This is a genomic window from Bradyrhizobium sp. LLZ17 (assembly GCF_041200145.1).
Lineage (GTDB): Bacteria > Pseudomonadota > Alphaproteobacteria > Rhizobiales > Xanthobacteraceae > Bradyrhizobium.
In genome coordinates this window covers 4444934-4463985 of sequence record NZ_CP165734.1, presented here as the reverse complement: position 1 = coordinate 4463985, position 19052 = coordinate 4444934, and the positions used below count along the sequence as shown (strand labels likewise).

Here is a 19052-nt window from a genome sequence, read left to right as displayed (position 1 = left end):
CTCTTCACCTCTCCCGGAGGGAGAGGTCGGATCGCATCGCAAGATGCGATCCGGGTGAGGGGATCAGGTCTCGCTGGATGCGGCGGCGGCCCCTCACCCGGATTGCTCCGGCGCAATTGCGCGCCGAAGCAATCCGACCTCTCCCCGTTGGGGAGAGGTGAACCCGCCACCAACCAGCCGCTTCTCACGATGTTTAACTCGGAATGCTGAAGTCGATGAGTGTGGTAAGAGAAGCCATCGTCGCCGACACGGGCGATGAAGCGGATGGTGCGATGGCCGAAGGCACAGCAGCGGGACCGGTCCGCTCGGGCCGAAACATCCTGCCGATCGTCGAGGGCGTGGTGCTCGTCGCCGCGCTCGTCGCGCCGCTGCTGCTCCAGGACTATCTCACCGTGTTCGCGACCCGCGTGATCATCCTCGCGCTGTTCGCGCTATCGTTCGACCTGGTCTGGGGCTATGCCGGCATCATGAGTTTTGGCCAGGCTCTCTTTTTCGGCTCGGCCGGCTATGGCGTCGCGCTGCTCGCGCGTGACCTCGACATCACCAACATCTTCCTGGTGCTTCCGGCCGGCACGATCATCGGACTCACCTTCGCGCTCCTGCTCGGCGGCTTCCTGCTGCTGGGCCGGCACCCGTCCAGCGTCATCTTCGTCTCGCTGGGCACGCTCACCGGCTCCTATGCCGCCGACCGGCTTGCCCGCGGCTGGTACTATCTCGGCGGCCAGAACGGCATCCCCTCGATCGCGCCGATGACGCTCGGCGGCTACGAGTTCTCGGAAGGTCCTCCCTTCTACTATCTCGTGCTCGGCATTCTCGTGGTGGTCTATCTGCTCTGTCGCTTCCTGGTGCGCTCGCAGTTTGGGCTGGCGCTGGCAGGGCTGCGCGAGAACGAGCAGCGCATCGCTTTCTTCGGCTACAAGGCGCAACATCTCAAGGCGATCATCTTTGCGATCGGCGGCGCGGTCGCCGGCCTTGCCGGCAGCCTCTATGCGTTCCACGAAGGTTTCGTCTGGCCCAACATGGTCGGCGTCGTCGTCTCGACGCAAGTGGTGCTTTATGTCCTGTTCGGCGGCTCCGGCACGCTGATCGGTGCTGTGATCGGCGCTGTCATCGTCGAGGGCGTCAGCTTCTGGCTCTCGGACAATTACCGCGACATCTGGCCGATCATCCTGGGAGTGTTGCTGCTGCTCGTCATCCTGTTCCGCCCGCTGGGGCTGATCAGCTTCGTGTTGGGAGAGCGCGAACGGGTCGGCAGCTTCGGTGCGGCACGCAAGGAGAAGCGCAATGCCGCTCCTTGAGGCCGCCGGTATCAAAAAGATCTTCGGCAAGCTCACCGCGCTCGATGGCGCCGCGCTCACCGTCGGCGAGCACGAGTTTCACGGCCTGATCGGCCCGAACGGCTCGGGCAAGAGCACGCTGATGAAGTGCATTGCCGGTGCCGAGGTGCCGACCCAGGGCAAGGTCTCCTTCATCAATACCGACATCACCGCGTTCACGCCGACCGAGCGTGCGCGGGCCGGCATGAGCCTGAAATTCCAGATCACCTCGGTGCTGCCGTCGCTGACGCTGTACGACAACATCCTGCTCGCGCTCCAGGCGCAGTCCTCGCTGTTCGACCTGGTGTTCTCCCGCACGCGCGACGTTCTCCACGATCAGGTCATGACCATGCTGACGCAGTTTCGTCTCGCCGATCGCGCGTTCGACGCGGCGGCTGCGCTGTCGCACGGCCAGCAGCAATGGCTGGAGATCGCGATGGCGCTCGCCGGCAAGCCGAAACTGTTGCTGCTCGACGAGCCGACCGGCGGCATGAGCCTCGAAGAGCGGCGCGTCACCGGCGAATTGTTGCAGCCGATCAAGCAGCATTGCTCGTTGGTCATCGTCGAGCACGATCTCGATTTCATCCGCGACATCTGCGATCGCCTCACCGTGCTCGACCAGGGCAAGGTGCTGGCGTCCGGCACCGTGTCCGAAATCCAGGCCAACAAGGCCGTCCAGGAGATTTATCTGCGCCGTGCCTGAATTTTTGGAGATCAAGCATCTCGACGCGGGCTATGGCCGCAGCCAGGTCCTGTTCGACGTCAACCTCGGTATTCCCTGGCGCGGCGGCGTCGCCGTGCTGGGGCGCAACGGCGCCGGCAAGACCACGCTGATGAAGACCATCGTCGGCGAGTTGCCGGTATGGAAGGGCGAAGTCGGGTTCGACGGCCGCGACATCAGCCGCCGCGCGACCCAGGAGCGCGTGCGCGCCGGCATCGGTTACGTGCCGCAGGAGCATTCGGTGTTCGCGCGCCTGTCGGTGCGCGACAACCTCGCGGTCGGCTCGCTCGCGAGCAGGAAAGCCGACGCGGTCGACCACGTGCTGACCATCTTCCCAAAACTCGGCCAACGCCTCGACCAGCCCGCCGGCACGCTTTCCGGCGGCGAGCGCAAGATGCTGGCGATCGGCCGCGCGATGTTAGGCGATCCAAAACTGCTGCTGCTCGATGAGCCGACCGAAGGCGTCTGGATCGGCGTCATCGAGGAGATCACCGAGCGCCTGATCGAGCTCGCGAAAAGCATCGCCGTCATCATCGTCGAGCAGCATCTCGACCTCGCGCTCCGCGTCGCCGACTATGCGTATGTCCTCGATCGCGGCCGCGTCGCGCTGCACGGCGCGGCGGCCGAGGTGCGCGGCAATCCGGAGCTGCTGCGCTATCTGGCGCCGTAGGCGCGGCTGAGTACGCTGCGATTCCCCGCCTTCGCCGGGAATGGCGCCGTCAGTCTGGGATGGACCGGAGAGAACGCGCGCAGCCTTCGCCCTTACTTCACTGCCCCGAACCGGCTGTCGAACGAGTTCGACTGCACCACCGGCGCGGCGCCGGCCAGCTGCGTGCTGTCACCTGCGCGCTCCGACACCGAAGGCTTCAAGGCCGGCCGTGTTGCGGCGAGCCGCGTATCCGGCTTGGCGGGCTCGGGCGGCTTCACCGCGACAACCGATTTCGGCGCGTCCTTGGACGTGTCGCGGCTGGGCACGAAGCGGGTCACTGCGGCTTTCAGCCTCGAGGCTGCGGTCGATGGGGTTGCGGCCGGAGCGACAGATGCGGTGGCTTGCGGCGGCGTCGCGGTGGCCGTGGTCTCAGCGGTGCCCATGCCCATCTTGCGGCCGAGATTGGCGAAGAAGCCACCGGATTTCTCGGCCGGCTGGGCGGTGGCGAGGCGGGTGTTCGTGGCGGACGGAGCGACGGCGACGACCGGCTCTTCCTGCGCGGCGGCCGCAGTTGCCCCGAAATTCGGCTTGGGCGGGTTGACGGTGCCGGGGATCGTGCCCGGCGCCTTCGACATCGCCAGCAGCTGCAGCGTCGAGCCTTCGGCTTCCTCCGATAGCCCGGTGCTTGCTTCCGGAATCTTGGCGGCAAAGACCTTGTTCATGCCGCCGTCGATGCCGGTGTTCATGCGCGCCACCGGGATGCCTTTGGCGACGAGCTTCGCGTATTCCGCCTCGTCGCGCGCCTGCTTCTCGCGCACGGCGCTGGCGATGTCCTCGGGGATCACATAGGCCGGGCATTTTGCCGAGGCGTCGAACACGGGATCGCGCTTGGCGTCGGGCGCCTTCGCCGCGTCGAACACGTATTTCTTTTCGCAGAAATCGACCTTCGGCTCCTGCCGCGTCACCTCGAAATGATCATAGCCTTCCTTGATCATCTTCCAGAACGCCATGTTCGGATTGTTGCGGTGCTTGGCCATGTTCACCGGCGTCATCCTGAACGGATAGGCCTGGAACTGGAACGCCTTCTGGCCGCCGAAGAACGACTCCCGCCCCAGCGAATAGATTTCCGCGATCTGCTCGTCGGTCATCGCGTAGCAGCCACGCGACGAGCAATCGCCATGCACCATCAGCTGCGAGCCGGTGCGGCCGAGTGCCTTGTCGAAGGCGTTGGGGAAGCCGGTGTTGAACGAGAGGTAATAGGCCGACTGCGGATTCATCTGGCTCGGATTGATCGAGTAGAATCCCTCGGGCGCCTGACGGTCGCCTTCGCGAACCTTCGGGCCGAGATCGCCCGACCAGCGGCAGATCGGATAGGTCTTGAGCAGCGCGAACTGGCCGGAGCGTGTCTGCTTCCAGATCTCGAGCTCGGCCTCCTGCTTGAACAGGCGGACCAGGATCGGCGATTGCAGGTCCATGTCCTTCTCGACCATCGCGGCGAGAAGTTTTGGCGGCACCGGCTGATTGGCCTTGGCGTTGGTCGCCAGCGAGACCTGATCGGTATCGCAGCCGGCCAGCACAACACTGGCGGCAAGCGCAACCGAAGCCAAAATCGCGCGAGCAAGCGAGCTAGCAGTCAAGACGAACCCCACAACGTGCCGGGCAAGGCTCGGAAACCCCGATTGCAAGCTTGGCCGGACCGTCGATCCGAGATCGGTATCGACGGTGTCCTGGTGGCCAAGCTCCAAGCCTTATGCCCTGAAGCCATTGATTAAAATTCTAACCGCTGGGTCATGGCGTCGCAACCCGAGCGGGGATCACGAGCCCGTTGGCCCATCGGCATAGTCAACAGAGACTGAACTTGGACGCTAGTTGGGCCTTCCGGCCCAATTACGACTGAGATCGCTGATTTGGGCAAAAAAAGGGTTAATGCGGGGTTACCGGGGGCGGTAGTCGGTGTGGCCCGGTCTCAAATTCAGTGTCGTCCTGGCGAAGGACCGGACCCATAGCCCCAACGAGTGGTTTGGCGAAGATCCGTTGTTCGGTACTCCTAGCGCCTCCAATCGAGAGATTCCGCGGTATGGGTCCTGGCGTTCGCCAGGACGACGGGCGGAGGTTGACGCGTCCGTCGGGGCACAAAACCCGTCCGAATCAGCCCAGTTTCCGGCCGATATCGAGAAATTTCTGCCGGCGCTGCTTGCGGATGGCGTCCGCGTCCAGGCCGCGCAGCTCGTCGAACGCCTTGGCGATGGCCTCGCCGGTGGTGGCGATCATGGCGGCGGGGTCGCGGTGGGCGCCGCCGACCGGCTCCTTCAAGATGCTGTCGATCACCCCGAAACGGAGCATGTCCTGGGCGGTGATCTTCATGTTGTTGGCGGCTTCCTGCGCCTTGGTGCCGTCGCGCCAGAGGATGGAGGAGGCGGCCTCCGGCGAGATCACGCTGTAGATCGCGTGCTCCAGCATCAGCACCTTGTTGGTGGTGGTGATGGCGATGGCGCCGCCCGACATGCCTTCGCCGGTAATGACCGCGACATTCGGCACGCCCAGCGCCATGCAGGCATCGGTCGAGCGCGCGATCGCTTCGGCTTGTCCCCGCTCCTCCGCGCCGATGCCGGGATAGGCGCCGGCGGAATCCACGATCGACAGCACCGGCAGGCCGAAACGCTCGGCCATCTCCATCAGCCGCACCGCCTTGCGATAGCCCTCGGGGCGCGCCATGCCGAAATTGTGCTTGATGCGGCTGTCGGTGGAATCGCCCTTTTCCTGGCCCATCACGCAGATCGCCTCGCCGCGGAAGCGGCCGAAGCCCGCGACCAGCGCCTCGTCCTCGCCGAACTTGCGATCGCCGGCGAGCGGGGTGAATTCGGTGACCAGGCCCTTGATGAAGTCGGAGAAATGCGGCCGCTGCGGGTGCCGTGCGACCAGCGTCTTCTGCCACGGCGTCAGGTTGGTATAGAGGTCGGCCAGCGCCTGCGCCGCCTTGTCCTCGACCCGCCCGATCTCCTCGGCGATGTCGCTGCCTGAGGCAGCCAAATTGCGCAATTCGTCGAGCTTGGAATCGAGCTCGGCGACGGGCTTTTCGAAATCGAGATAGCTGCGCATCGGGTCTGGCATCAACTCAATATAGCGGGACGGGGCTGGAGAGCGAAGCGAGGTTGGCTTCTCGGAAAGAAGTGTAGCTTCTTCAAAGAGTTGACCTGTGCGCTGCTCGGCAGCGCGCCAAATCCTTCGTGAGGCCCCGGCTGTTTCTGCGGAGATGTCGACGAAGTCAAGGCGGAGTTGTCGTCCCGGCGAAGGCCGGGACCCATAACCACAGGGAGGCGTTTGGCGAAGACTTATCGTGAAGAGGTCCTTCCGCGGTACCGATACCGCCCGTTGGGGATAGATCACGCGGTATGGGTCCCGGCCTTCGCCGGGACGACAGTTTCACTTCTCCGCCAGCGGGTGCAGGTCGCGGACCAGGCTCTTCAGCCGCTCCTCGACCACATGGGTGTAGATCTGCGTAGTGGAAATGTCGGTATGGCCGAGCAGGGTCTGCACGATGCGCAAGTCGGCGCCGTTGTGCAGGAGGTGGCTGGCGAAGGCATGGCGCAGCACGTGCGGGGAGACCAGCCGGGCCTGGAGGCCCGAGGCGACCGCGAGTTCCTTCAGGTCCCGGGCAAAATGCTGCCGCGTCAGGTGTCCGCTCTCGCCGAACGAGGGAAACAGCCATTTCGAGGCGGCGAGGCTGCTTTTCTTGTCCGCCTTTGCGGCGTCGGTCGCCGCAAGGTAATCCGCCATGGCCTGCCGTGAGGCCTCGTTGAGCGGCACCAGCCGTTCCTTGTCGCCCTTGCCGCGCACCACGATCATGCGAGCGTCGCGCTTGGCCGCCGTACGCGGCAGCGCCACCAGCTCGGAGACGCGCAGGCCCGTGGCGTAGAGCACCTCCAGCAGGCAATAGAGCCGCAAGGCGCGCAACCGCTGCGAGGGTGAAACCTCCGCCGCCTCGCTCATCTCCTTGGCGTGCGTCAGCATGCGGTCGACGTCGGCGATCGACAGCACCTTGGGCAGGCCGCGGCCGCGCTTGGGCCCGGACAGGATCGCTGCGGGATCCTCGCTGCGGATGCGCTCGTTGAGGAGGAAGCGGAACAGATGCCGTATCGCCGACAGCCGCCGCGCCACGCTGGAGGATTTGAAGCCGCGCGCGTCGAGATCGGCGAGGTAGTCGCGCAGATCTTGCGTCTCCGCGTCCGCAAAATGATGGCCGGCGCGGGCGAGAAATTCCGAGAAATCGGTGAGGTCGCGGCGATAGGCATCGAGCGTGTTGGCGCCGGCGCCTTGTTCCGCGGCCAGCATGTCGAGGAACAGGCCGGTGAGCTTGGTGTCAGAGGGCTTGCTGGCGGAAGATTTGACAGGCATGGCCCGCAGCCTAGCTGCTATTTCTTGAGAAACTTATCCGGCGGGATGGTCACGGTCATTTCCCGCGGTTTGGGATTGACGTAATTCGCCAGCGCGAAGACCACGCCGTAGACGATGCCGGCGATCACGGCGACGACCGTCAGGAAGCGGAACAGGCTGGGCATCGGCAGGGTCTCGGATAACCAAATTTACCAATGAAATCATCCAACATGTTCGCCGTTTCGTGGCAAGAGTCCTCTGGCGAGGGAAGCTTGGGGGTAGTATAGGTGGCCGGATGCCGCATCTGGCGGCAGATCGAGCGAGGGACATGTCCGACGCCGCGTTGCCAGCACCTGCTTCCCCTGAGGCCGACATCCTGTCGGCGCTCGGGACGCGTTCGATCGTGCTGGTCGGCATGATGGGGGTCGGCAAGTCGACCATCGGCCGCCGCATGGCAGCCCGGCTCAAGCTGCCCTTCGTCGATGCCGATACCGAGATCGAGGCGGCGGCGGGCATGACCATACCGGAGATCTTCGAGCGCCATGGCGAGCGGCATTTCCGCGACGGCGAGGCGCGGGTGATCGCGCGGCTGCTGGACGGCGGGCCCGTGGTGCTGGCGACGGGCGGCGGCGCGTTCATGCGCGAGGAGACGCGCGCCCGCATCGCCGCCAAGGCGGTCTCGATCTGGCTCAAGGCGGACCACGACGTCATCATGCGCCGGGTGCGCCGCCGCGCCGATCGTCCGCTGCTCCAGACCGCCGATCCCGAAGCAACCGTGACGCGGCTGCTGACCGAGCGCGAGCCGGTCTACGGCAATGCCGATCTGACGATCGCCTCGCGCGACGTGCCGCACGACAAGATCGTCGAGGAGACCATCGAGACGCTGCACGCGCATCTCTGCGGCCAGGCCGCCGCATCCGAACCCCAGCCGACGTCGCGAGTGCCGTACGATGACTGCGCCTTTGAAACATTCCGATTCCGTCGTCGTCGACGTCGCGCTCGGCGACCGTGCCTATGACATCGTCATCGGCCGCGGCGTGCTTGGCTCGCTGGGGGCGCGGATTGCGGCCTTGCGGCCGGGCGTGCGCACCGCTGTGGTGACCGACCGCACCGTCGCAAAGCACTGGCTCGAACCCGCCGAGGCGTCGCTCGCGGCGAGCGGCATTCCGACCTCGCGCATCGTCGTCGAGGAAGGCGAGATCTCGAAAACCTATGCCGGGCTGAGCAAGGTCAGCGAGGCCCTGATCGCCGCAAAAATCGAGCGCAACGATCTCGTCATCGCGCTCGGCGGCGGCGTGGTCGGCGATCTCGCCGGCTTTGCGGCGGCGATCCTGCGTCGCGGCGTCGATTTCGTGCAGGTCCCGACCTCGCTGCTGGCGCAGGTCGATTCCTCCGTCGGCGGCAAGACCGGCATCAATTCGCCGCAGGGCAAGAACCTGCTCGGCGCGTTCCACCAGCCGGTGCTGGTGGTCGCCGACACCGCCGTGCTCGACACGCTGTCGCCGCGGCAATTCCGGGCCGGCTATGCCGAGGTGGCCAAATACGGGGTGCTCGGCGACGAGGGCTTCTTCAGCTGGCTGGAGACAAACCACGCCGATATCGCCAAGGGCGGCTCCGCGCGCGAGCACGCGATCGCGACGTCCTGCCGCGCCAAGGCAGGTGTCGTCTCACGCGACGAGCGCGAGACCGGAGAACGCGCGCTGCTCAATCTCGGCCATACCTTTGGTCACGCGCTGGAAGCCGCGACCGGCTTCTCCGATCGTCTGTTCCACGGCGAGGGCGTCGCGATCGGCATGACACTGGCCGCGCAGTTCTCGGCGAGGCTCGGCATGATCAGCGAGGCGGATGCGGCGCGTGTCGAACGCCATCTCATCGAGGCCGGCCTGCCGACCCGCTTGCAGGATATCGCAGGCTTCGCGCAGGAAGGCCTTGCCGATGCCGACGCGCTGCTGGGCTTGATGGCGCAGGACAAGAAGGTCAAGCGCGGCAAGCTGACGTTCATTCTGCTGGAGGCGGTCGGGCGCGCCGTCATCGCCAACGACGTCGAGCCTGCTCCGGTCCGCGACTTCCTCAAGGAAAAGCTCGCGCAGAAGATATGAGGCGTGGCTGAACGGCGCTAAAGCATGATCCGGACAAGTCCGAAGCGGTTTTCCGAAAAGATCATGCTCAAATAACAGAGTGTTTTCGAGCGAAGCGGGTACGGTTCGCGGCGGGATAACGCGTCAAAGCAAGAAACCAGAGTGGTGCATGGACTGGCTCGGACTCTCCATCGTCGTGTTCTGCCTTCTCGTCTCAGCATTCTTCGCCGCGAGTGAGACGGCGCTGACCGGCGCCTCGCGCGCCAGCATGCTGCGACTGTCGAAACAGGGCAATCATGACGCCGTCGTCGTCTCGCGGCTGATCGCCAATCGCGAACGGCTGATCGGCGCGCTACTGCTCGGCAACAACATCGCCAATATCGGCGCCTCGGCGATTGCGACCGGCATCTTCACCGCCTGGTTCGGTGAGGTCGGCGTGCTCTACGCGACCGGGGTGATGACGGCGCTGGTCGTGATTTTCGCGGAGGTGCTGCCCAAGACCATCGCCATCAACGCGCCCGACCGCACCGCGCTGGCGGTGGCGCGGCCGATGCGGTTCACCGTATTTGTGCTGGGCCCGGTGCTCGCGGTGGTCGAAACCATCGTGCGGTTCCTGATGCGGCTGTTTGGCGTCGCGATCGGCGAGAACCAGCCGATCCTGTCGCCGACCGAGCGCCTGCGCGGCGCGGTCGACCTGTTGCACCACGAGGGCAAGGTCGAGAAGCTCGACCGCGACATGCTGGGCGGCCTGCTCGATCTGCGCGAACTCCAGGTCTCCGACGTCATGATCCATCGCACCGAGATGATGATGATCAATGCCGACCTGCCGCCGGAGGAACTGGTGCGCGAGGTGCTGGCGACCGAATACACCCGCATCCCGCTGTGGCGCGAGAAGCCGGAGAACATCATCGGCGTGCTTCACGCCAAGGATCTGTTGCGCGCGATCCGGGCTTCGGACGGCGATACCTCGCGCATCGACGTCTCCACTATCGCGCTGCCGCCCTGGTTCGTGCCGGAGATGCGCCCCGTCTCCGAACAGCTCAAGGCGTTCCGGCGCCGCAAAACCCATTTCGCGCTCGTCGTCGACGAATACGGCGAAGTTGAAGGTCTCGTGACGCTGGAAGACATTCTGGAGGAGATCGTCGGTGATATCTCCGACGAGCACGACGTCGTGGTGGCCGGCGTGCGCGCCCCAGCCGGACGGCTCGGTCGTGGTCGACGGCTCGGTGCCGATCCGCGACCTCAACCGCGCCATGGACTGGCGCCTGCCTGACGAAGAGGCAACGACGGTGGCGGGCCTCGTCATTCACGAGGCGCGCTCGATCCCCGACCGCGGCCAGAGCTTCACCTTCCACGGCTTCCGCTTCCGCGTCCTCCGCCGCGAACGCAACCGCATCACCGCACTCCGTATTTCACCGGTGGCGCGCGACGCGGAGATGGAAGAAGCCAAGCCGAGACGGGCCGGAACGTCGTTTTAAGTTACGGTGTCATCGTCCGCGAAAGCGGACGATCCAGTACGCCGCGGCGGTTCGTTTCCTGCCGTACTGCCGCGGAGTACTGGATGCCCCGCCTGCGCGGGGCATGACGGCGGAGTTTTACGTCCCGCCTTCCCCCGGTGCCTGCGCGTGGATCGCCAGCGCGTGCACGCTGCCCAAGAGTTCCGCGGCCAGCGCCGCATTTATCATGCGGTGGCGCTCGACCCGGCTCTTCCCTTTGAAGGCCTGAGACACGATATAAACGCGGAAGTGCGTCTCGCCGCTCGGCCGATGGCCGGAATGGCCCTCATGCAAATGTGACTCGTCGACGACGCGGAGGCTTTCCGGCGTGAAAGCTTCCTGCAACTTGTTGCTGATAGTGTCTCGTGTGGCCATGTTTGCCATTAAGGTGCGCGATCGCACGCCGTCAATGCCGATAGGCCGCCTTGGCGGCCGTTTCGTCCTAATTGCAATGTCAAGACTTGAACGTTTTTGCATTGCGTAGTCAAAGTTGGTCATGCCGATCGATTCATCAAAATTCTTCGACTCGATCCGGGTCAAGCCGACCAAGGGCAAGCCGGAAGCGAAGCCGCGCGATACCGTGGTCAATTGCGAATGGACGGGGTGTCAGAACAAGGGCGCGCACCGCGCGCCCAAGGGCCGCGAGAATTCGCGCGAGTACTGGCACTTCTGCCTGAACCATGTGCGCGAGTACAACCAGAACTACAATTTCTTCTCCGGCATGAATGCCGACGCCGTAGCGCGCTACCAGAAGGATGCGCTGACCGGCCACCGTCCGACTTGGAAAATGGGCGCCAATGGCGGCGTCAAGAAGGGCGCCGAAGCCGAGATCGACGGCGCCTTCGATCCGTTCAGCATGTTCGCGGAGCTCAACGGCCGCACCGGCTGGCGCAAGGGTCCGGAGGCCCAGCCCAAGGTTGAAACCCGCAAGGTGATGAACGCCGAGCGCAAGGCGCTCCAGGTCATGGGCCTCGGCCCCGATTCCACGCTCGCCGACGTCAAGTCCAAGTACAAGGCGCTGGTGAAGCAGCACCACCCCGATGCCAATGGCGGCGATCGCTCCACCGAGGACCGCCTGATCGAGATCATCAAGGCGTATAATTATCTGAAGACGGTGGTGCGCGAGAGCTAGGCAACAGAGCTAGGCTAGGCAACGATCTGCGGGAAGGACAGTTCGCACAACAGTCCCTCCGACCTCCACTGCCGGGTGACCCTTCCGCGCAAGGTCCGGACGATGCCGTCGACCGCGCCGACCCCAAAGCCCTTGCGCGTCGGTGGCGCGTTGACCCCCGGACCGCCGCTCTCCGACCAGTGCAGCACGAGAGGTCCTGCATCATCGGTCCGCCAGCGGATCTCCAGCTTTCCCGAAGGCGTCGACAACGATCCGTACTTGGCGGCGTTGGTTGCAAGCTCGTGCACGGCGACTGCGATCGATTGCGCCAGCGTCGCCGGCAGCTGGACGTCGTCTCCCGCGATCCTGATCCGCTCGCCGTCGCGGCTTGCATAAGGCCTCAGTTCCTCTTCGACGATGGTCTTCAGATTAGCGCCGGTCCAGCGCGACGCCGAGAACAGCCGCTGCACGTTGGCAAGCGCGCTGAGCCGGCCTTGAAAGGCGGCCTGGAACTCTTCCGCGCTATCCGCCTTGGTCAGCCGCAGCATCGCCTGAGCCACTGCGAGCAAGTTGTTCGCACGGTGATCGACTTCGGACGTGAGCAGCACCATCCGCTCCTCCGCCTGCTTTCGCGCCGTGATGTCGACCAGCATGTTCACCGCACCGACCAGCCGGCCGCGCTCGTCGCGCAGCGGCGTCGGATAGGGCATGAAGCAGATCCGGGAGCCGTCCGGCCGTTCCGCGATCGCCTCGGCATCGCGCACCGGCCGGTTCTGCTTGAGCGCGATGGCCATCGGACATTCGTCGTGCGGAAGCGGGGTGCCGTCGGGCAGATAGAGCTTCCAGGTCACGCACCACATTTCGCCGATCTTTGGCGTGCGACCGGCGAAATCGATGCAGGCATGATTGAAGAAGGTGATGCGACCCTCAGCGTCGGTCGTGTAGATCGCGGCAGGCAGCGCCTGAAGCAAGTCGCGGAACCGCCGTTCAGGATCCGGGCCCGCCTCGCTCCGGCTCGCCGCATATCGGGTCGCGATCTCGCCAATCCTGGCCTCGTCCGATTGTCCAAACAAGTCCAGCATTGCGTTCCAGATCCGCGGGGGGCAGATAGATAAGTCGTCAGAAGCCCCGGCGTTCCAAGCCTCATGCAGCGCAAGCGTCATCCGGCCTTTCGCGCAACCACGATCGGTAGACCCGGATACGCTTCGCTGCATGCAGCCTGCGCGTCATTCGCCAGGCATCGCCCCCACATAGGACGAACTCGGCCGGATCAGCCGCCCCGTCCGCTGCTGCTCGCGCGCATGCGCGGTCCACCCTGCGGCGCGCGCGACCGCGAAGATCGGCGTAAACGCCTGCCGAGGGATCGCGAGCGCATCGAGCAGGATCGCGGTGAAGAACTCGACATTGGTCTCGAGCGGCCGCTCCGGATTCTTCTTGCGCAACGCTGCGCGGATATAGGCCTCGACTTCGCCGGCGAACGGCAGGTCGGCGCCATCGGAGGACAGCCGCTCGATCGCGGCCTTCAGCACGTCGGCGCGCGGATCGCGAACGCGATAGACGCGATGGCCAAAACCCATCAGCCGCTCGCCGCGCGCCAGCGCCGCATCGACCCAGGGCTGGATCCGCTCGCGCGAGCCGATCGCGTCCAGCATTTCCAGCACGGGCTCGGGCGCGCCGCCATGCAGGGGACCCGTCAGTGCGCAATATCCGGCGGTGACCGCAGCGAACAGATCGGCTTGCGTGGACGCCACCACGCGCGTGGTGAAGGTGGACGCGTTCATGCCGTGGTCGCAGACCGTGACGAAATAGGCATCCAGCGCTGCGACCTCACGCGGCTCCGGGGCGTGCCCCGCAGCATCCGAAGCGTATCGGCGGCATGGCTCGCGTTCGGATCCGGCGTGACGGGATCGAGCCCCTTGGCGCGCCGGACCAGCGCGCCTGCGATCACCGGAAACGCGCCGACGATGGTCGCTTCGTGCTCCAAACCGTTCTCGGCGCGAAGGCCGGCGACCGCCGCACGAAATCCGTCGACAATGCCCATGCCACGCGTCGCCGGCAGTAGGTCCGGCAGCCGGGCGAAGGCGCGCTCACGGGCCGCGCCCAGGCTCGACCGGATATTGGCCTCGCTCAGCGTGGTTTTGCTGGCACCGTTCCAGAGCCGGGCGGTTACGCCCTCGAAGCTCGACTGGGCGGCCAGCCGGCCGACATGCTCGCCGGCGATGATCAACTCGCCGCGCTCGCCGTCGACATGGCTCAGCACGGTTTCGGCCGCGGCAACGCCGTCCAGCCCGATCTGGCTTTTGGTGAGGTGAATGTTCATGGCCCAAATCTCCTTGTTCTACCCACAAGGAAAATCGGGCCTCTCGACAGATTGATCAATCTTGATTACATCAATCAATATGAAAAATGCCGAAGGCCTCTACCTCTCCGCCCGCGAGGCCGCCGCCGAACTGGCGATCTCGCCGGCCACCCTCTACGCCTATGTCAGCCGCGGCCTGATCCGCTCCGAGCCGACCCAGGACTCGCGAAAAAACCGCTATCGCGCCGAGGACGTCCGCGCCCTGAAGGAGCGCCGCGTGCCGTCGCCGGAGCCGCGTGGCCTGCGCAGTTTCGACGCCGATTTGCCGGTAATGGACACGGAGATCTCCACCATCACCGAAGCGGGCGCGATCTACCGCGGCGTCAATTGCGTCGACCTCGCCGAGAACGACACGCTCGAGCACACCGCGACCTTGCTTTGGGACGTTTCGGGCATCGATCCTTTTGCGCCGGACAACATGCCCGAGATATCCGACGAGATGCGCGCGATCGGGTGGCCGCGCGCCGTGCCGCGCCGATTGACCGCGCCATCGCGGTGCTCGCACTCGCCTCGAGCGCCGATCCCCGCGCCTTCACGCGCGCCCGAGGGCCGCGCGCTGGTCGGCGCGCGCATCGTCCGGCTCCTTGTTGCGATCATGCTCACGACCGAGCCATCATCCGAGCCGCTGCACCAGCAGATCGCGCGGGCCTGGGCGCCGGACAACAAGCATGCCGCGGATCTGATCCGCCGCGCGCTGGTGCTGCTGGCCGATCATGAACTGAACGCCTCGACCTTCACCGCGCGTTGCGCGGCCTCGACCGGGCTCAATCTCTATGATTCCGTCATCGCCGGCCTTGCCGCGCTGAAGGGGCCGAAGCACGGCGGCGCCGGGGTGCTCGCCTCGCAGCTCGTGAAGGCGTTGATCGATCGCGACGTCGCTCCGATGGTGCGCGAACGCGTCGCGCTCGGCGAGCGCTTTGCCGGCTTCGGCCACGGCGTCTACAAGCACGGCGATCCGCGTGCGCAATCGCTGCTCAACGCGCTCTCGCGCGCCGGCGCACCGCGAAAATTCACCCGCGAAGTGCCGGAGCGGATCGCGGAGGCGACCGGCGAGTTCGTTAACATCGACTATGCGCTGGCCGTCCTCGTGCACGCGCTGCGCTGTCCGGCCGGCAGCGAGCTCGCGCTGTTCGCGATGGCCCGCAGCGTCGGCTGGATCGCGCACGCCAGCGAACAGCTGCAGTTCGGCAAACTGATCCGCCCGCGGGCGCGCTATGTGGAGCCGGCGTCGGGGCGGAGGGCGACGGCGTCCAAGGGGTAGGCAAGCCATCCGCCGCTCAAGGATTGCGCGAGGAACCGATTGCCACGTTTTCCGATTCCGCTACAGTTCAGGCATCTCTTTTCTTTTTGGTCGCGCCATGTTGCAGCGCCCCGAATTGCACTATTGCCCGCCTGCCCCGGATCCGCCGCCCGTCCGGCTGGGATTCGTCGAGCTGTTGATCAGATTGAAGCGAAACCCGCTCGAATGCTGGAGCGCGGATTTTTCCACGAGCCGATAGCCAAACTTCGCCTGCCATTCGCCGACGCTCTTCTGGTTCATGATCCCAAGGCCATCAAGCGCGTGCTGATGGACAATGCCAAGAACTATCGGAAAGATGCGATCCAGCGCCGCATCCTCGCGGCCGGTCTGTCCGACGGTTTGTTGAGCGTCGAAGGCGAGCGTTGGGAGCTGCAGCGGCGAATTCTCGCACCCATCTTCGCGCGCAGGACCGTCAACTCTTTCAGCAAGGCCATGCTGTCGGCTGCCAACGCACTGGCCGCGCGGTGGGCCGCCTTGGGGCCAGGCGCCACCGTCGACGTCGCCGCAGAGATGGCTCTGGTCACTCTGAACGTGCTCGCGCTCACGATCTTTTCCGACGGGATCGGTGGCGACCTCGATGAATTTCGGGAAGCCATGAATGCCTATTTCAGCGTGATCGGCCGGATCGGGGTGCTCGACCTGTTCGGCGTCCCCAAGTTCGTGCCACGCCCGGGCCATCGCCGCTTGCGTCGCACGATGGCTTACTTCGAAGGGGTGATCGACACCATCATACGCACAAGACAGCAAAGGCTTGCGGCCATTGCCACAAACGAGGGGCCGGACGATCTTTTGACGCTGCTGTTGCGTTCGCTGGATCCCTCGACCGGCCGGCAGCTCAGCCCCACCGAGGTTCGCTCGAACATCCTCACTTTTCTTTCGGCGGGACATGAGACGACGGCCAACACGCTCGCCTGGTCGATCTTCCTGCTGTCGCAGGCACCGGAATGGCGCTCGCGCGTCGCTGAGGAAGCTGAACGGGAATTGACCAATCCAGGGGATGACCTGGCCGACCGGCTGATCGTGACCAAGGCCGTCATCGAAGAAGCGCTTCGCCTCTACCCGCCGATCGCCGCACTCAGCCGTGCCGCGCTCGATGCCGACGTGCTGGGTGACATGGCGGTCAAGCCAGGATCGCTGATCGTGATCGCGCCCTATGTTCTCCATCGACATCGCCGGCTCTGGAGCCGCCCGGATGCATTCGATCCCTCACGATTTCTCCCGGAGGCCCGCAGCGCAATTCCGCGTTTTGCCTATTTGCCTTTCGAGTGGGGCCGCGGACCTGTATCGGCTCGACTTTCGCCTTGCAGGAGGCTGCAATCGTCCTGGCCGTCCTGACCCGCGATTTCCAGATGCAGCTGCTGCCGCACGCCGAAGTCTGGCCGCTCCAGCGCATCACGCTGCGTCCCGCAAACGGGCTGCCGATGCGACTAATCCAAAACAAGGCCCTTTAGGGCCTCACATAACAGGTGAGCGCTTAATTGCTTTACCCGCGGTCGCTCCCTGCGGCACGTTGCAGCGCCTTGTCATTCCCCGGGAGCCGTTCGTGTCGCAAGCCGCCCTGCATAGCCGAAGCCCGGCCCCTCGCACATCCGCCGAACTCAGCTCGGCGATCGCAACGGCCTACGACCGCATCGAACGTGACAGGCGCCGCCATTGCTGGATTCATCTCAAGCCGATCGATCAGGCGCTGGCGGAGGTTGAGGCTCTCGCGCGGCGCGGCGCGCAAGGCGAAAACCTGCCGCTCCTCGGCGTTCCCTTCGGCGTGAAGGACAACATCGACGTGGCGGGCATGCCGACCACGGCGGCCTGTCCCTCATTCGCTCATGTTGCCGAGCGGTCGGCCCGCTGCGTCGAGCGGTTGATTGCCGCGGGCGCCATTTGTCTGGGCAAGACCAATCTGGATCAGTTCGCCACCGGGCTCTCCGGCGCCCGGTCGCCTATGGCGTCTGCCCGAGCGTCGCCGACGAGCGCTATGTCTCGGGCGGATCGAGTTCGGGCTCGGCGGTTGCCGTGGCGGCCGGCCATGTTGCTTTCGCGCTTGGAACCGACACCGGCGGCTCCGGCCGGATACCGGCAGGTTTCAACGGCATCGTCGGCGTCAAGCCGACGGTCGGCCTGGTCTCGTCGCGCGGGCTGGTCCCGAACTGCCCGACGCTCGATTGTCCGTCGATCTTTTGCAATTCCGCCGCCGAGGGCAAACTGTTGCTGGAGCTCATCGCGGGCTTCGACGACCACGATCCATATAGCCGCAAGGCACTGGCTGCATCGCCCGTTTTTCCCGATCGATTCCGCTTCGGACGCATGTCCGCTTCACAGCTGAATTCATTCGGGATGCCCGAATGCGACGCGCTCTACGAGCAGGCCTGCGAGCGGCTTGCGGGCTTGGGGGGCCAGGCCATCGAGATCGACTTCACGCCTTTCGCCGAGGCCGGCGAAATGCTGTTTTCGGGACCCTGGATCGCCGAACGCTATGCGTCGGTCAGCAAGCTCATCGACATCGATCATGGTGAGTTGCTGGAGGTCACGCGCAAGGTTCTGCATTCCGCGGCGCAGTTCACCGGAGCGGATGCATTCGCGGCGCAACACCGTCTCTTGAAGCTGCGGCGGCAGGTGGAGCTGCTGTTCAGGCAAATGGATGTTCTTGTGGTGCCGACCGCACCACGTCCCTACACCATTGCGGACATGCTGGAGGACCCCGTCAACCTTAACAGCCGGCTGGGTCATTACTCCTATTTCGCCAATCTTCTGGACCTGTGCGCGGTCGCTCTTCCGAATGCGACGCTTCCTACCGGCATGCCCATGGGCGTCACCCTGTTGGCACCTGCATGGCACGACCACGCCCTTCTGGATTTCGCATCACGATGGCAGCCGGAGCAGGGCGGCGCTCGCTTCGATCTTAAAGTCTATTCGCGCGGCGCCGGCTAAACCAGTTCGAGATCGAGGGCGCGCAGGTTCAGGATGACGATCTGGCCCCTGTCGTAACGGATGATGCCTCTCGCCTGCATGCGCGAAAGCTGCACCGTCACCCATTGCCGTGTCGCGCCGGTCAGGTTGGCGAGGTCGCCGTGGGTGAAGGGAATGCCGATCACGATGTCGCGGCCCTGCTGCGATCCGTAGATGTTCGAAAGAAAGATCAGCAGACGCTGCAGCCGCTCGGTCACCGACCGCGTGCCGAGCATTTGCGCCATCGCGGAGTAGCACCTGGCCTTGAAGGCCAGCGCGTCCAGAAGCGCCACCGCGATGCTCGCCGACTGAAGCGCAAGTTCCCGCAGAGCGGCGCCGGGCAGAAACAGCAGCCGGCTGTGTTCGACTGCAACGGAAGACCACATATGCGCGCCGGCTCCGAACAGGTCCGGCCCGCCGACGAAATTCCCGGCAAACCAGTAGGCCAGCGTCACCTCGCGCCCGGAGGGGGCTGCATAGCTGCGGATCCGGCCGGATTCGATCAGATAGATGCCGTTCTGCGTGTCGCCCTGGCGCCAGACATGCTTGCCGGTTTGCAGGACTTCCTTGCGTCCGATTGCCAGGACGCGGCGGCGGTCAGCCTCGCTGAGCGGATCGAGCAGGCCTGGCAGCGAGCCGACCAGGGTATCGGACTCCGCCAGCATGATCCCGGCCGTGGCCCTGAGAGTTGCCGCTGCCATCTGC

At 65.1% G+C, this 19052-nt stretch carries 13 protein-coding genes and 6 pseudogenes; 11 read left to right on the top strand and 8 right to left on the bottom strand.

Features of this window, described 5'->3' with window-relative positions; translation table 11 throughout:
* Window positions 1-203 precede the first annotated feature (203 nt).
* The 3 genes from AB8Z38_RS21520 to AB8Z38_RS21510 are packed head-to-tail and all read left to right on the top strand — an operon-like array spanning window position 204 to window position 2707.
* Window positions 204-1298 (top strand): branched-chain amino acid ABC transporter permease, encoded by a 1095-nt coding sequence (locus AB8Z38_RS21520; RefSeq protein WP_369719827.1) that lies wholly within the window; start codon window positions 204-206, stop codon window positions 1296-1298.
* Window positions 1285-2019, top strand: a complete 735-nt coding sequence (locus AB8Z38_RS21515) for an ABC transporter ATP-binding protein (protein WP_369719826.1) — start codon at window positions 1285-1287, stop codon at window positions 2017-2019. The genes AB8Z38_RS21520 and AB8Z38_RS21515 overlap by 14 nt, the downstream gene beginning before the upstream one ends.
* A complete protein-coding gene (locus AB8Z38_RS21510) occupies window positions 2012-2707 on the top strand; it encodes an ABC transporter ATP-binding protein (RefSeq protein ID WP_369719825.1) in 696 nt (231 codons plus the stop codon). Before AB8Z38_RS21515 ends, AB8Z38_RS21510 begins: the two co-directional genes overlap by 8 nt.
* A 92-nt stretch (window positions 2708-2799) precedes the next feature.
* Here AB8Z38_RS21510 and AB8Z38_RS21505 read toward each other — a convergent pair whose 3' ends face one another.
* The 4 genes from AB8Z38_RS21505 to AB8Z38_RS21490 all read right to left on the bottom strand — a co-directional run bounded on the left by AB8Z38_RS21505 (window position 2800) and on the right by AB8Z38_RS21490 (window position 7245).
* The gene (locus AB8Z38_RS21505; protein WP_369719824.1) at window positions 2800-4323 is read right to left on the bottom strand and encodes a L,D-transpeptidase family protein; all 1524 of its coding nucleotides are present in this window, start codon (window positions 4321-4323) and stop codon (window positions 2800-2802) included.
* Window positions 4324-4834: 511 nt separating this feature from the next.
* Window positions 4835-5797 carry an acetyl-CoA carboxylase carboxyltransferase subunit alpha gene (locus AB8Z38_RS21500; protein WP_369719823.1) on the bottom strand — a complete coding sequence of 321 codons (963 nt, stop codon included), beginning with the start codon at window positions 5795-5797 and terminating at the stop codon, window positions 4835-4837.
* 312 nt (window positions 5798-6109) lie between these two features.
* Window positions 6110-7081 carry a site-specific tyrosine recombinase XerD gene (gene xerD / locus AB8Z38_RS21495; RefSeq protein ID WP_369719822.1) on the bottom strand — a complete coding sequence of 324 codons (972 nt, stop codon included), beginning with the start codon at window positions 7079-7081 and terminating at the stop codon, window positions 6110-6112.
* 17 nt (window positions 7082-7098) lie between these two features.
* Window positions 7099-7245, bottom strand: coding sequence for a histidine kinase (locus tag AB8Z38_RS21490; protein ID WP_369719821.1), 147 nt, complete (start codon window positions 7243-7245; stop codon window positions 7099-7101).
* Window positions 7246-7388: 143 nt separating this feature from the next.
* Here AB8Z38_RS21490 and AB8Z38_RS21485 point away from each other — a divergent pair.
* From AB8Z38_RS21485 to AB8Z38_RS21475, 3 genes and pseudogenes are all read left to right on the top strand, one after another.
* Window positions 7389-8014, top strand: a pseudogene (locus tag AB8Z38_RS21485) (shikimate kinase).
* Entirely contained in the window at window positions 8011-9159 is a 1149-nt protein-coding gene (gene aroB / locus AB8Z38_RS21480; protein WP_369719820.1) for a 3-dehydroquinate synthase, read from the top strand. The pseudogene AB8Z38_RS21485 and the gene aroB overlap by 4 nt, the downstream one beginning before the upstream one ends.
* Window positions 9160-9307: 148 nt before the next feature.
* Window positions 9308-10616, top strand: a pseudogene (locus AB8Z38_RS21475) (HlyC/CorC family transporter).
* A 117-nt stretch (window positions 10617-10733) separates the two neighbouring features.
* Here the strand turns inward: AB8Z38_RS21475 and AB8Z38_RS21470 are convergent.
* A complete protein-coding gene (locus tag AB8Z38_RS21470; RefSeq protein WP_369726565.1) occupies window positions 10734-11009 on the bottom strand; it encodes a BolA family protein in 276 nt (91 codons plus the stop codon).
* 121 nt (window positions 11010-11130) lie between these two features.
* Here AB8Z38_RS21470 and AB8Z38_RS21465 point away from each other — a divergent pair, with 121 nt between their 5' ends.
* The gene (locus tag AB8Z38_RS21465; protein ID WP_369719819.1) at window positions 11131-11766 is read left to right on the top strand and encodes a J domain-containing protein; all 636 of its coding nucleotides are present in this window, start codon (window positions 11131-11133) and stop codon (window positions 11764-11766) included.
* A 14-nt stretch (window positions 11767-11780) separates the two neighbouring features.
* Here AB8Z38_RS21465 and AB8Z38_RS21460 read toward each other — a convergent pair whose 3' ends face one another.
* Both AB8Z38_RS21460 and AB8Z38_RS21455 read right to left on the bottom strand, forming a co-directional pair.
* Entirely contained in the window at window positions 11781-12827 is a 1047-nt protein-coding gene (locus tag AB8Z38_RS21460; protein ID WP_369719818.1) for a sensor histidine kinase, read from the bottom strand.
* 144 nt (window positions 12828-12971) lie between these two features.
* Window positions 12972-14065 (bottom strand): annotated as a pseudogene (locus AB8Z38_RS21455) (citrate synthase/methylcitrate synthase).
* A gap of 79 nt (window positions 14066-14144) precedes the next feature.
* On the opposite strand from AB8Z38_RS21455, the pseudogene AB8Z38_RS21450 reads away from it, so the two are divergent.
* The 4 genes and pseudogenes from AB8Z38_RS21450 to AB8Z38_RS21435 all read left to right on the top strand — a co-directional run bounded on the left by AB8Z38_RS21450 (window position 14145) and on the right by AB8Z38_RS21435 (window position 18329).
* A pseudogene (locus AB8Z38_RS21450) lies at window positions 14145-15365 on the top strand (citrate synthase family protein).
* Between the two features lie 204 nt (window positions 15366-15569).
* Window positions 15570-16855: pseudogene (locus AB8Z38_RS21445) on the top strand (cytochrome P450).
* Between the two features lie 92 nt (window positions 16856-16947).
* A pseudogene (locus AB8Z38_RS21440) lies at window positions 16948-17286 on the top strand (amidase family protein); the annotation flags it as partial.
* Window positions 17287-17414: 128 nt separating this feature from the next.
* Window positions 17415-18329: an amidase family protein gene (locus AB8Z38_RS21435; RefSeq protein ID WP_369719817.1), complete on the top strand. Its 915-nt coding sequence runs from the start codon at window positions 17415-17417 to the stop codon at window positions 18327-18329.
* Here AB8Z38_RS21435 and AB8Z38_RS21430 read toward each other — a convergent pair.
* On the bottom strand, window positions 18326-19048 hold the full coding sequence (locus AB8Z38_RS21430) for a Crp/Fnr family transcriptional regulator (protein WP_369719816.1): 723 nt from the start codon (window positions 19046-19048) through the stop codon (window positions 18326-18328). The two genes, AB8Z38_RS21435 and AB8Z38_RS21430, sit on opposite strands and share 4 nt — an antisense overlap.
* Window positions 19049-19052: the final 4 nt, after the last annotated feature.

Bases quoted from the DNA above. Each gene is read 5' to 3' on its own strand.
- AB8Z38_RS21500 (WP_369719823.1), bottom strand. From the start codon at position 5,797: ATGCCAGACCCGATGCGCAGCTATCTCGATTTCGAAAAGCCCGTCGCC.
- AB8Z38_RS21515 (WP_369719826.1), top strand. From the start codon at position 1,285: ATGCCGCTCCTTGAGGCCGCCGGTATCAAAAAGATCTTCGGCAAGCTC.
- AB8Z38_RS21490 (WP_369719821.1), bottom strand. From the start codon at position 7,245: ATGCCCAGCCTGTTCCGCTTCCTGACGGTCGTCGCCGTGATCGCCGGC.
- AB8Z38_RS21460 (WP_369719818.1), bottom strand. From the start codon at position 12,827: ATGCTGGACTTGTTTGGACAATCGGACGAGGCCAGGATTGGCGAGATC.
- xerD (WP_369719822.1), bottom strand. From the start codon at position 7,081: ATGCCTGTCAAATCTTCCGCCAGCAAGCCCTCTGACACCAAGCTCACC.
- aroB (WP_369719820.1), top strand. From the start codon at position 8,011: ATGACTGCGCCTTTGAAACATTCCGATTCCGTCGTCGTCGACGTCGCG.
- AB8Z38_RS21430 (WP_369719816.1), bottom strand. From the start codon at position 19,048: ATGGCAGCGGCAACTCTCAGGGCCACGGCCGGGATCATGCTGGCGGAG.
- AB8Z38_RS21470 (WP_369726565.1), bottom strand. From the start codon at position 11,009: ATGGCCACACGAGACACTATCAGCAACAAGTTGCAGGAAGCTTTCACG.
- AB8Z38_RS21520 (WP_369719827.1), top strand. From the start codon at position 204: ATGCTGAAGTCGATGAGTGTGGTAAGAGAAGCCATCGTCGCCGACACG.
- AB8Z38_RS21465 (WP_369719819.1), top strand. From the start codon at position 11,131: ATGCCGATCGATTCATCAAAATTCTTCGACTCGATCCGGGTCAAGCCG.